The following is a 12025-nucleotide window of genomic DNA, read 5'->3' on the forward strand; positions in this document are numbered from 1 at the left end:
GAGAAAAGAACACAGAGAATCGGAGAGGCGATGTCAAATCCGTTCGAGGACGAGAACGCCGCGTATGTCGTACTGATCAACGACGAACTTCAGCACTCCCTGTGGCCGACGATCATCGACATTCCCGCCGGCTGGCACACGGTGTTCGGCGAGGCCTCGCGGGCCGAGTGCCTGGAGTACATAGACCGGCACTGGACGGACATGCGCCCCAAGAGCCTGGTGGACGCGATGGGCGCGGCGGCCGGTGCCGAGGACCGCGCCGAATGAACGGCGCCTCGGGCCCGGACCGTCGGCCCGCGGCCCGGCCCCGGGTCCGGTCGGACCTCGACGGCCTGCCGCTGTTCCGGGGACGGGCCACCGAGTCGGGGATGATCCGCCTGGACTGCAACGAATCGCCCCTCGCCCCTCCCGCCGCCGTGCAGGCCGCGCTCACCGGCGCGGTCCAGGGGCTGAACCGCTACCCCGACAACGCCTCGGCCGACCTCACCGCCCGGCTCGCCGAGCGCCATGGAGTGCCGCCCGCCGCGCTCTCGCTGGGGCCGGGATCGGTGGGCCTGTGCGCGCAGTTGATCCAGATCGCTTGCGCGGCGGGTGACGAAGTGCTCATCCCCTGGCGCTCGTTCGAGGTCTACCCGTCCCTGGCGGGGACGGCGGGCGCGGTGGTGCGCCGGGTCCCGCTGACCACCGGGCACGCCCTGGACCTGCCGGCGATGGCCGCGGCGATCACCGACCGCACCCGGCTGGTCTTCGTCTGCTCGCCCAACAACCCGACCGGGACGTCCGTGTCCCGCGCCGACGTGGAGCGCTTTCTCGCCGCGGTGCCGCCGGACGTCCTGGTCGTCCTGGACGAGGCGTACGCGGAGTTCACCGGGCGTCAGGCCGACCCGCTCGACGGCTTCGCCCTGGTGCGCGAGCAGTTGCGGCAGGGCCGTACGAACGTGGTCGCGCTGCGCACCTTCTCCAAGGCGTACGGGCTCGCGGGGCTGCGGATCGGCTACTGCCTGTCCGCCCCGCCGGTGGCCGAACTGCTGGGCCGCGTCGCCGTCCCCTACGCGGTCGGCACCCTCGCGCAGCGGGCGGCGGCCGCCGCGCTGGAGTGCGAGCCGGAGGTCCGGGAGCGCTGCCGGCACCTCGTCGAGGAGCGGGAGCGGGTGCGGGCCGCCCTGCTGGACAGCGGCTGGGACGTGCCGGTCAGCGGCGCCAACTTCCTCTGGCTGCCAGCCGGTTCGGCCGCGGAGCCCCTCGCCGCGCACTGCCGCGAGCAGCGGATCCTGGTCAAGGCCTTCGCCGGCGAGGGGGTGCGGGTAACAGTCGGCACCGCCGTCGAGAACGACGCGTTCCTGACCGCGGCGGCACGGTTCGCACACACCGAAGCGGCCGCCCCCGTCCGGTCGGCAGCACTCGGCTGACCCGGCTGACCCGGTTGACCAGGGGACCTGCGAGGCAGGGCGGACGCGTGTCCTCCGTTCGGGGGGTTTCAACCGTGGGGTTTCAACTTCTGGTTGACAACCACTGGTTGAAGTCGCCAGTCTCCTCCCATGACCGATCATGCGGAGGGGCCCGACGCCCTGCACCGTGCCGAGGACCCCGATCACGCCCGCGCCCGCCGGGAGCACGTGGCGCTGCGGCACGTGGCCGAGCGCCTGGCCGCCGGCGACCGGCCCGAGCCGACCGGCCCGCCGGCCCGCCTCACCGCCCAGGAGGCCGTCCACCTCATCGCCTCCTGGGCCGGCGGGGGCAGGCGACCGGCCGACGCGCCCGAGATGGACAGGACCGACGTCATGGCGGCCCTGACACTGCTCCCGCGCGCCCGCGCCGACCTGGACGTACTGGAGGCGAGCCTGCTGTTCATCGCCCGGGAGATGGGACTGACCTGGCAGGACATCGCCTACGGCCTCGGGCTCAAGTCCCCCCAGGCGGCCCAGAAACGGGCCGGACGCGGCACCCCGGGCGCGGGCACCGCCCCGCCGCCCCCCAAGACCCCAGCCGCAAGCGAACCCAAGGGTGAATGTGAGCACTGAACTCGCGGTGGAGACCGTCGGCATGGTGAAGTCCTTCGGGGCCACCAAGGCCGTCGACGGCCTCGACCTGTCCGTCCCGGCCGGCGCCGTCTACGGGGTCCTCGGACCCAACGGCGCGGGCAAGACCACGACCCTGCGCATCCTGGCGACCCTGCTCGCCCCCGACGCGGGCAGCGCCCGGGTCTTCGGTCACGACGTCGTCCGCGAAGCCAACCGCGTACGGGAACGGGTCAGCCTCACCGGCCAGTTCGCCAGCGTCGACAACGACCTGACGGGCATGGAGAACCTGCTGCTGCTCGCCCGGCTGCACGGCTACCGCTCCGCCGCCGCCCGGGAGCGCGCCCGCGATCTGCTGGAGGCGTTCGACCTCGTCGAGGCCGCCGACCGCCCGGCCCGCGGCTACTCCGGTGGAATGCGCCGCCGGCTCGACGTGGCCGCCGGCCTCATCGTGCGGCCCCAGCTGATGTTCCTCGACGAGCCGACCACCGGACTCGACCCCCGCAGCCGCAACGAGGTCTGGGCCATCATCCGGGCCACCGTCGAACGCGGCACGACCGTCCTGCTCACCACCCAGTACCTCGAAGAGGCCGACCAGCTCGCGCAGCGCGTCGCGGTCATCGACCACGGCAAGCTCGTCGCCGAGGGCACCCCCGGCGAGCTGAAGTCCTCGGTGGGGCGCGGTTCCCTGCGCGTCGAGCTGACGGACGCCGACGACCTGCCGGAGGCGAGCCGCATCCTGGTCGGCGCCCTCGGCGTGCCCGCGGAGACCACCGGTCCGGCCCAGCTCACCGCGCGCGGCACCGACCCCCGCAGCGTGGCGCGCGCCCTCGGCGAGCTCACCCGCACCATCGAGGTCGCCGACTTCGCCATGGACCGCCCGAGCCTGGACGAGGTGTTCCTCGCGCTGACCGGGCGGCCCCCCACCTCCGAGGTGCCCGCCGCCCGCAAGCCGGGCCGGGGGCCCGGCCGCAAGCCCGCCACCACCGAGGAGAGCCGATGACGACCGCCGCACGCCCGACCGAGGCGGACGAAAGGCTGCACCGCGTCCTGGGCGAGGACACCCGCCCCGCGCAGCGCCCGGGAGCGCTTTCCACGTCGCTCACGCTGGGCTGGCGCGCGCTGGTGAAGATCAAGCGCTCACCGGGGCAGATGTTCAACGCGACCCTCACCCCGGTGATGTTCACGCTGATCTTCACCTACCTCTTCGGTGGCGCGATCTCCGGCAGCAGCCGCGAGTACCTCCAGTTCCTGCTGCCCGGCATCCTCGTGCAGGGCGTCCTGTTCATCTCCACCCAGACCGGGGTGGCCCTCACCACCGACCTCCAGCAGGGCATCTTCGACCGCTTCAAGTCGATGCCGATCTGGCGGCCGTCCCCGCTGACCGGCGCCCTGGTCGGCGACGTGGTGCGCTACCTGATCTCGTCGGCCGTCGTGGTCGCCGTCGGCCTCGCGCTCGGCTTCCGGCCCGACGGCGGCGTGCTCGGCGTCACCGGCGGTGTGCTCCTCGCCGTCCTCTTCGGCTTCTGCGTCTCGTGGATCTGGACGTTCCTCGGCCTGGTGCTGCGCACCCCGCAGGCCGTCTCCGCGCTCGGCATGCTGCTGCTCTCCCTGCTGACCTTCGCCAGCAACATCTTCGCCGAGCCGACCACCATGCCCGGATGGCTGAAGGCGTTCGTCGACATCAACCCCATCGGGTACGTCGTCACCGCGAGCCGCTCCCTCATGAGCGGGGACGGGGCGGCCGACCTTGGCCCCGCCCTGATCTCCTGCGCCGTCCTGCTGGCCGTCTTCGTGCCGCTCAGCCTGCTGCGCTACAACAAGAGCGAGTAGAAAAAAGGCCTCTTATTCGGGCCGGACAATCGGCGTTCCCCCGTAATTTTGAACGTTTGCCGCCTGTGGTGACCGTGGATAGCATCGTCCTCACCGCACCGGAAATCGTCCGAATTTTATTGGGGGAGCGCCGTGCTCAACAGTGAGAATTCCAGGGTCGACGTCCCCGAGATCGCGATGGTCGATCCCGAGGTGCTGAGTGATCCGATCTCCGCCTATGGGAAGGCCAGGGAGAAAAGCCCCGTCGTGCGCCTCATGGCGCCGGGATTCGGGTCGATATGGGCGGTCACCCGCCACGGCGAGGCCAAGGCGATGCTGAGCGACCCGCGGCTGGCCATGACCGCCGACAGCTGGAACCAGCGGATCCCGGACGACGTACGTCCGTACATGCTGACCATGTCGCACATGGACGGTGCCGACCACGGCCGGCTGCGCAAGCTCGCCGTACGGGCGTTCACCGCCCGCCGCGCCGCCGCCCGCCGCGACATGATCCGGCAGAGCGCCGACCGGCTGCTCGACGCCCTGCCCGGCCTCGCCGAGCAGGGCACCGTCGACCTCCTGAAACACTTCGCCCAGCCGCTGCCCACCCACGTGGTCGGCGACGTCATGGGCATCCCCGAGGCGGACCGGCCCCGGTGGCGCGGCTACGTCGCCCGGATGGGCTCCGGCCAGACCTACGAGGAGGCCCTGCGCGACGCCGTCGCCGGAGCCAAGGAGGTCGTCCGGCTGCGCCGCTCGGAACCCGGCGAGGACCTCGTCTCCGACCTGCTGCGGGCCCAGGCCGAGGACGCGGACCGGATCAGCGACACCGAGCTGATCACCATGGTCTGGCACACCGTCTTCGCCGGCCAGGACAACCTCGCGAACTTCATCGCCAACTCCGTGGTGGCCCTGCTCTCCCATCCCGAGCAGCTCGCCGCGCTGCGCGCCGACCCCTCCCTGATGCCCCGGGCCGTCGAGGAGCTGATGCGCTGGCGGCCCCCGCTGCTGCTGACCGCCATCCGCTACGTCCTGGAGGACTTCGACCTGTGCGGCGCGCCGGTGCGCGCCGGGGACTCCGTGGTGGCGGTGATCGCGTCCGCCAACCGCGACCCCCGGGTCTTCGACGACCCCGACACGCTCGACATCACCCGGCCCGCCGGCGCCGCGGTCCAGTTCGGCTTCGGCCACGGGGCGCACTACTGCATCGGCGCCTCCCTGGCCGCCGTCGAGGCCGAGGTGGCGCTGGAGGCGCTGCTGAGCCGCTTCCCGGACCTCGCGCTCGCCGTACCGCCCGAGGAGGTGCCGCGGCTGCCCAACCCCGGCAGCTGGCACCTCACCGCGCTCCCGGTCACGCTCTGAGCCACCCGCGCCGCCGGCCCGCGCCCGCGCCCGAAATGGCGCGGTGACGCATTCGGCCCGTGTTGAATTCCCGGGTGTTCGAGTCCTTTGTTGACGGTGATCGGGCCGGACCATAGATTGACGACTGCCCGAGTTTCCCGCCTCTCGAAAAGCGATTGATTGCATCACTCCCGAGAAATTCGGGGGTGCGGGGAGGTGCCATGGAAAAGCGGACCGCGTGGGGAGGTGAACCGATATGCGTTACCTGCACTGAAAACAGAGATGAGAACGTATGGCCGTAGCCCGGCAAGGTCCGACCTGCCGGGCTACGGCACCGCCCACGGGGGTTGCGCATGGCAGGGCCCGCAGACATCGACATACCAGGCTTGATCGCACGCGCCGACGAGTTCATCCGGCTCTACAGCTCGGAGAACGCCGTCGAGCGCCCGCCGGCCGACCGCATGGCCGAGATCCGCGGCGAGATCCGCCAGAGCGGCACCTACGCGCACACCGCCGAGGAACTGGCCTTCGGGGCCAAGGTCGCCTGGCGCAACAGCAGGCGCTGCATCGGCCGCCTCTACTGGCCCGGCCTGGTCGTCCGCGACCTGCGCCACCTGCGGACGGCCGAGGACATCCACCGCGCGTGCGTCGAACACCTGCGGACGGCCTTCAACGGCGGCCGCATCCGCCCCACGATCAGCGTCTTCGCGGCCGACGGCCCCGACGGCACCGGGCCGCGCATCCACAACCCGCAGCTCATCCGCTACGCCGGCTACCGCGGCCCCGACGGCCGCGTCACCGGCGACCCGGCGTCCGCCGACCTCACCGACCGCCTCCGGGCGCTCGGCTGGCCCGGCGGCCCGGGCACCCGCTTCGACGTCCTGCCGCTGCTGGTCCAGGGACCGGGCGAGGCGGCCCGGATCCTGGACCTCCCGGCCGACGCCGTGCGGGAGGTCCCGCTGCGCCACCCCGACCACGACTGGTTCGCCGACCTCGGCCTGCGCTGGCACGCGCTGCCCGTCATCTCCGACATGGTCCTCGACATCGGCGGTGTGCGGTACGGCGCGGCCCCCTTCAACGGCTGGTACATGGGCACCGAGATCGGCGCCCGCAACCTGGTCGACACCCAGCGCTACGACCTGCTGCCCGAGGTCGCCGACCGGCTGGGCCTGGACCGCACCAGCGACCGGACCCTGTGGAAGGACCGGGCGCTCGTCGAGCTGAACGTGGCGGTGCTCTGGTCGTTCGAGCAGGACGGCATCACGATGACCGACCACCACACCGAGTCGGAGCGCTTCCTGCGCCACCTGCGCCGCGAGGAGAAGGCCGGCCGCACCGTGCCCGCCGACTGGTCCTGGATCGTGCCCCCGCTCTCGGGCGGGGTGACCCCCGTCTTCCACCGCTACTACGACGACCACGAGTCGTCGCCCGCCTTCCTGCAAGCGCCGGCCCCCGGCCGCTGCCCGGTCACCGGACACGCTCCGACGACCGACGGCGAGGCCACCGGACCGGACCCCCAGCCGCCCGTCAGCGTCGGTGTCGGCGCCAACACCGGAGACAGCCGTGACCGTATCGCCCGCCCCTGAGGCCACCGACCCCCTGTTCAGCCCCCTCGACCCCGCGGTGCTCGCCGACCCCTACCCGGTCTACCGGCGGCTGCGCGAGACCCAGCCGGTGTACTGGCACGCGGACATCGACTCCTGGCTGCTGACCCGGCACGCCGACTGCACGGCGATCCTGCGCGACTCCGACCGGTTCAGCACCGACTTCCGCAAGATCGGCATCCCCACCCCGCCGACCCTGCTCAGCCTCCAGACCCTCGACCCGCCCGACCAGACACCGCTGCGCCACCTCGCCCTCGACGCGGTCCGCACACAGGACCTCGACGCCCTGCGCGAGGAACTCGGCGCCTACGCCGACCAGTTGCTCCACAGCCTGGCCGAGCGGCCGTCCTTCGACTTCATCCACGACTACGCCGACGTGTTCACCCTGCGGGCCATCACCCGGTTCATCGGCGTCGAACCGCCCGCCACCGACGAGGCGTTCGCCCGCTTCAACGACGACCTCGACCACAGCATGGACGCGCAGCTCGACCCCGACGCGGAAGAGCCCGGACTGCGCGCCCGCGCCCACTTCAACGACCTGGTGCGCACCTGGCTCGCCGACCCCGGCCCGCACGGCGTCCTGCCCGAGGTGGTCCGCCGCCTGCCCGGCTCCGGCGTCGAGGCCGACGACGTCCTGGTCAACTCCGTGCGCGCCTTCTTCCACGCCGGGTTCGAGGTGCCCAGCCGCTTCCTCGGCAACGCCCTCGCCGCCCTGCTCGCCACCCCCGGCGCCTGGGAGTCCCTGGTGCGCGGCGACGTGCCGCTGGACACCGCCGTCGAGGAGCTGATCCGCTACGTCGGCCCGGTGCAGGCACTGGCCCGCGCCTGCACCGAGGACACCGAGGTGGGCGGGGTCACCGTCAAGCGGGGCCAGGTGGTGACCGCGCTGATCGGCGCGGCCAACCGTGACCCCGCGCAGTTCCCCGACCCCGAGACGCTCAGGCTGGACCGCAGGCCCAACAACCACCTGGGCTTCGGCCGCGGCGCGCACTCCTGCCTCGGCCTCAACCTCGCCCGCATCGAGGCCCGCGTGACGCTGGCGGCCCTGCTGCGGCACCCCGCCACCCGTGCGGCGGGCGAACCCGTGGTGCGGCCGAACGGCACGCTGCGCGGACTGTCCCGGCTGCCGCTCGCGCTCGGCTGACCCGAAGGAGGCCGGCGGCGATGGAGATGGTGAGCGCGAGCAGCGGGACGGACACCGGGCCGGCCCCGTCCGCCAGGACGGCGGGCGCGGCGCGCCTGGCCGCTCTGGCGGACGCCCTCGGCCCGGGGCGGCGCGGCGTGTGTGTGGAGGCCTTCGACACGTTGACGGGCTCGTGGGGCACGGCCACGGCCGCGCAACTGCCCGAGTCCGACGTGTCGTCCGACGGTTCGCCGGTGGAGTTCGCCATCGGCCTCGACGACGATCCGGCCCTGCAGTTCGCCGTGGAGGCCCTGCGCCCCGGGGACCGCCCGGTGGACCGGGTCGTGTCCGCCCGCGCCACGATGGCGGCCCTGGTCCGCCGGTACGGCACGGACGAGCGGCGGTGGGCGCAGGTCGCCGACCTGTACCTGCCGGAGAAGCCGGCCACCGAGCACGTCGCGATGTTCGGTGCCGAGGTGCGACGGAGCGGGGACGTCCAGTTCAAGGTCTGGTTCTACCCGGCCGTCGCCGGCCCCGAGCGGGCCGGCGAGCTGTGCCGGCGGGGTCTGGCGGCCGTCGGCCTCGGCGCGGCCTGGCCCGCGGTGAGCGCCCACATGGCGCGTGGCGAGCGGCTCGACCGGCCGGTGATGTTCTCGCTCGACCTGTCCGCGGATCCCGCGGCACGGGTGAAGCTGTATTTCCGGCACTACGCCACGGACGCCGAGGGCCTCGCCGAACTCATGGCGCCCCACCCCGGGTTCGCGCCCGCGCCCGTACGGAAGTTCTGCGAGACGATGCTGCCCGAGGCGGCCGCCGACCTCTCCGCCCAGCCCCCGGTCACCTGCCTGTCGTTCACCGGGGCGCGCCCCGCCACGGCCGTCGGGGCGACCGTCTACCTCCCCATGTGGACCTACGCCCCCGACGACGAGGCGGTACGCCACCGGATGAAGGAGGCGCTGGCCGCCTGCCACCGTCCCGCCGGCCTCTACGAGCGGGCGCTTCGCGAGGTGGCGTCCCGCCCGCCGGCCGCGGGCCGGGGCATCCACAACTACGTGGCCTGGCGTCCGGGCCCCGGCAGGCCCCGGCTCAAGGCGTACTTCTCCCCCGAACTGCGGCACACGGACCCCTCGGCGCGCTACGGCCTCGACGGGCCGGAATAAGAACCCGGAAAGGGCTGACGACCGCGGCCGCCCGCATGCCATAATCGGGCCTCGTGTATGAGCCTGTGGTCGACGAGTGGAAGCGATATGCGGGACTGGTGGACAGGCCCGGCACCCCCTGGCGCGTTCCGTCGGGGGTGTTGGCGGAAATCCACACCCGTTTCGGACAGCTCGACATGCTGATGGAATCCGTCGTGGCGGTTCTGGATTCCTCGTCATGGGCATCGGCGGACGCCAGGCAGAGCGCCGCCGACGAGCGTCAGCAATTCCTTGAGGCATGGGACTGGGCGTCGGTGTACACCGACGCCTTCTACTTTTTCGCCTGGCGCACGGTGGACCTGCTCAACGGCGCCGTGGGCGGTCCCTTGCCGCGTCTCGAACCGGTCCGGCCGGCCGGTCTCCTCGCCGTCCGTGACGCCCTGCACGAGCACCCCGAGGGCCAGGGCGAGTACTACCGGCACGGGCTCGAACTCCGCGAGGAGGCCCTGGAGAAGATCAGCCGCGCCGCGGACGCGCTCGAAGCGGGCGGGGACGGTACGCGGCCGGACGGACGGTGAGCCCGCCCGCCCGGCACCGGGTGCCTCAGGAGCGCGTCACTTCAGCATCTCGACGATGGGGGCGAACGCCTCGAGCCACGGCTCCAGGACCACGATGTAGCTGAGGCCGAACCGCTCCCGGTACTCCGTCAGCCGGTCGGCTATCTCCCGCTGCGACCCGATCAGCCAGGCCGGCGCCGCGAGCACCTGCTCGGGGGTGAAGTGGGCCAGCGGGTGGCGCGCCCACTCCTCGGCGGTCCCCCGCGGATCGTCCGTGACGAGCACCTGCTGCACCAGCAGGTTCAGCTCCACCTCCGCGACCCGGGCGCCCAACTGCTCGCGGACCAGCGCCACCCGCTCGCCCAGCTCCTCCGGGCTCGCGAGCTGGGGGAACTCCCCGCGCCCCGCGAAGATCCCGGTGAAGCCGACGATGTCGGCGTGTTCGGCGGCCAGCCGCAGCACCCGGTCGCCGTTGCCGGCCACCAGCAGCGGCGGGCCGCCCGGCCGCACCGGCTGCGGCGCGTGCTCGGGGTTCACCATCAGAGCGCGCAGCTCCTTCACGGTGTGCTCCAGCAGGCCGACGCGTTCACCGGCGGACGGGAACGGCACCCCGTCGGAACCGGTGCCCTGCCGGATGGAGCCCGCCGCGAGACCCACCTCCAGGCGGCCGTCGGTCAGCAGGTCGGCGGTGGCCACCTCCCGGGCCAGGAGCACCGGGTTGTGGAACGCGGCGTTGAGCACGAACGTGGTCACCCGGATGTGCTCGGTGGCCTCGGCGGCCGCCACCAGGGCGGGGAACGGGGCGGGTGCGCCGAGGTGGTCCGGCACGCCGAGCACATCGAATCCCAGGTCCTCGACCTTGCGGGACTTTTCTGCCCAGGCGCGCCGCGGTGCGGGCGTGACGAGATTGACGCCGAAACGGAATGGCCGATTCTCGGGAAGAGTCATGGGGCGACGTTAGCAGCGGAGCCGAAATCCGAAAATGCACGCGCTATTGCGTTCGCGGCGCACTCCTGAACGCAATGAGAGCCGGGGCTGTTCACATTCCAAAATCTTGACATCGACCGGGCCGTGATCGAGTCTCGGGACGAATGTCACTTGTCCTGTTTCCTTCATGTGCGGGGAGAAGGAGTTTTTCGTGCGCCCAGAAGAAGCACACGCTTATACGCCCCAGGGAAATGCGGAGCCCGCTCCGCCCTATTCCCTGGACGACGGAAAAGCGCTTCAGGACTGGTTCCGCGTCATGCGGGACGAGCGTCCCGTCCACCAGGACCCCGCGACGGGCGCCTGGATGGTCCTCCGGTACGCCGACGTCGCCGCCGCCAGCCTGGACCACGCCACCTTCTCCTCCGAACTGTGGCGGGCCTACCCGACCGAGTGGGGCAAGTCGGACGCCTGGGGCCAGGGCCGCCTCACCGAGATGGACCCGCCGAGGCACCGGCTGCTGCGCGCGTTGATCGGCAAGGCGTTCAACCAGCGGACCGTCGCCGGCCTCGCCCCGGAGATCGAGACCACCGTGGAACGCCTGTTGGACGCCGTGGACGACCGGTCCGAGATCGACGTGGCCCGCGACCTCGCCGACCCCCTGCCGGTCATGGTCATCGCCGAGCTGATCGGGCTCCCCTACGAGGACCGGGAGTTGCTGCGCGGCTGGGCCGACCGGCTGCTCTCCTTCGAGGCGGGCGACCTGGCGGGCGAGGACCTCGTCAAGGCGATCGACGCGGCGGGCGCCGAACTGCTCGCCTACCTGCGCGAGCACTACCGGTTGCGGTGCGCCACCCCCAAGGACGACCTCTTCAGCAGGCTCGCCCAGGCCGAGGTGGACGGCGAACGGCTCACCGAGGAGGAGGTCGTCAACATCGGCAAACTGCTGCTCATCGGCGGGCACGTGACGACCGCCTGCTCACTGGCCAGCCTCGTCTTCGAACTGCTCCGTCACCCCGACACGCTGACCGCCGTACGCCGGGACGCGGGCCTGATACCGGCCGCCGTCGAGGAGTCGGTCCGCTACCGCCCCGCCGTGCCGAACAGCCTGCGCCTGACCACACAGGACACCCGGCTCGGCGACGTCAGCATCCCGGCGGGACAGTTCGTGTCGCTGTCCGCACTGTCCGCCAACCACGACGAGCGGCAGTTCGAGGACCCCGAGCGCTTCGACATCCGCCGGCAGCACAACCAGCACGTCGGCTTCGGGCAAGGGGTCCACTACTGCCTGGGCGCGCCGCTGGCCCGGACCGAGCTGCGGATCGCCCTCACCTCGCTGCTGCGGCGGTTCCCCGTCCTCGAACGGACCGACGGCCCCCTCCAGTACTACCGGAACCCGAGCATCGCCGGACTCAGGTCCTTCCCCGTCGCCGTCGCACGAGGCTGACGGCCGCCGCCGACGGCACCCGCACCCCCGCCCGCCTCCCTCACCACGTCCACCACAACT

Annotated in this window: 12 protein-coding genes; 11 read left to right on the forward strand and 1 reads right to left on the reverse strand. The window is 72.2% G+C overall.

The genetic code is table 11. The annotated features are described in order from the left end of the window. Positions 1-30 precede the first annotated feature (30 nt). From ACZ5GP_RS06630 to ACZ5GP_RS06675, 10 genes are all read left to right on the forward strand, one after another. Entirely contained in the window at positions 31-267 is a 237-nt protein-coding gene (locus ACZ5GP_RS06630; RefSeq protein ID WP_361083824.1) for an MbtH family protein, read from the forward strand. Then, complete coding sequence (locus ACZ5GP_RS06635; protein WP_468749742.1) at positions 264-1409, forward strand: histidinol-phosphate transaminase; 1146 nt, start codon at positions 264-266, stop codon at positions 1407-1409. Before ACZ5GP_RS06630 ends, ACZ5GP_RS06635 begins: the two co-directional genes overlap by 4 nt. Before the next feature lie 129 nt (positions 1410-1538). Continuing rightward, entirely contained in the window at positions 1539-2021 is a 483-nt protein-coding gene (locus ACZ5GP_RS06640) for a DNA-binding protein (protein ID WP_468749743.1), read from the forward strand. Between the two features lie 22 nt (positions 2022-2043). Continuing rightward, a complete protein-coding gene (locus ACZ5GP_RS06645) occupies positions 2044-3021 on the forward strand; it encodes an ATP-binding cassette domain-containing protein (RefSeq protein WP_468750144.1) in 978 nt (325 codons plus the stop codon). Further along, positions 3018-3851, forward strand: coding sequence for an ABC transporter permease (locus tag ACZ5GP_RS06650; RefSeq protein WP_468749744.1), 834 nt, complete (start codon positions 3018-3020; stop codon positions 3849-3851). The genes ACZ5GP_RS06645 and ACZ5GP_RS06650 overlap by 4 nt, the downstream gene beginning before the upstream one ends. Before the next feature lie 132 nt (positions 3852-3983). Next, a complete protein-coding gene (locus ACZ5GP_RS06655; protein WP_468749745.1) occupies positions 3984-5192 on the forward strand; it encodes a cytochrome P450 family protein in 1209 nt (402 codons plus the stop codon). Positions 5193-5524: 332 nt separating this feature from the next. Then, positions 5525-6757, forward strand: coding sequence for a nitric oxide synthase oxygenase (locus tag ACZ5GP_RS06660; RefSeq protein WP_468749746.1), 1233 nt, complete (start codon positions 5525-5527; stop codon positions 6755-6757). Further along, the gene (locus ACZ5GP_RS06665) at positions 6735-7919 is read left to right on the forward strand and encodes a cytochrome P450 (RefSeq protein WP_468749747.1); all 1185 of its coding nucleotides are present in this window, start codon (positions 6735-6737) and stop codon (positions 7917-7919) included. The genes ACZ5GP_RS06660 and ACZ5GP_RS06665 overlap by 23 nt, the downstream gene beginning before the upstream one ends. 20 nt (positions 7920-7939) lie before the next feature. Next, the gene (locus tag ACZ5GP_RS06670; RefSeq protein WP_468749748.1) at positions 7940-9058 is read left to right on the forward strand and encodes a tryptophan dimethylallyltransferase family protein; all 1119 of its coding nucleotides are present in this window, start codon (positions 7940-7942) and stop codon (positions 9056-9058) included. Positions 9059-9111: 53 nt separating this feature from the next. Further along, on the forward strand, positions 9112-9615 hold the full coding sequence (locus ACZ5GP_RS06675) for a hypothetical protein (protein ID WP_468749749.1): 504 nt from the start codon (positions 9112-9114) through the stop codon (positions 9613-9615). 36 nt (positions 9616-9651) lie between these two features. Here the strand turns inward: ACZ5GP_RS06675 and ACZ5GP_RS06680 are convergent, their stop codons facing one another. Next, on the reverse strand, positions 9652-10542 hold the full coding sequence (locus ACZ5GP_RS06680) for an LLM class F420-dependent oxidoreductase (protein ID WP_468749750.1): 891 nt from the start codon (positions 10540-10542) through the stop codon (positions 9652-9654). Between the two features lie 190 nt (positions 10543-10732). Between ACZ5GP_RS06680 and ACZ5GP_RS06685 the strand changes: the two genes are divergently transcribed. Then, positions 10733-11965, forward strand: a complete 1233-nt coding sequence (locus ACZ5GP_RS06685; protein WP_468749751.1) for a cytochrome P450 — start codon at positions 10733-10735, stop codon at positions 11963-11965. Positions 11966-12025 lie beyond the last annotated feature (60 nt).

The organism is Streptomyces sp. NPDC031466 (genome assembly GCF_055581265.1).

Coding starts and splice junctions, on each gene's coding strand:
- ACZ5GP_RS06630 (WP_361083824.1), top strand. CDS start 31: ATGTCAAATCCGTTCGAGGACGAGAACGCCGCGTATGTCGTACTGATC.
- ACZ5GP_RS06635 (WP_468749742.1), top strand. CDS start 264: ATGAACGGCGCCTCGGGCCCGGACCGTCGGCCCGCGGCCCGGCCCCGG.
- ACZ5GP_RS06640 (WP_468749743.1), top strand. CDS start 1,539: ATGACCGATCATGCGGAGGGGCCCGACGCCCTGCACCGTGCCGAGGAC.
- ACZ5GP_RS06645 (WP_468750144.1), top strand. CDS start 2,044: ATGGTGAAGTCCTTCGGGGCCACCAAGGCCGTCGACGGCCTCGACCTG.
- ACZ5GP_RS06650 (WP_468749744.1), top strand. CDS start 3,018: ATGACGACCGCCGCACGCCCGACCGAGGCGGACGAAAGGCTGCACCGC.
- ACZ5GP_RS06660 (WP_468749746.1), top strand. CDS start 5,525: ATGGCAGGGCCCGCAGACATCGACATACCAGGCTTGATCGCACGCGCC.
- ACZ5GP_RS06670 (WP_468749748.1), top strand. CDS start 7,940: ATGGAGATGGTGAGCGCGAGCAGCGGGACGGACACCGGGCCGGCCCCG.
- ACZ5GP_RS06680 (WP_468749750.1), bottom strand. CDS start 10,542: ATGACTCTTCCCGAGAATCGGCCATTCCGTTTCGGCGTCAATCTCGTC.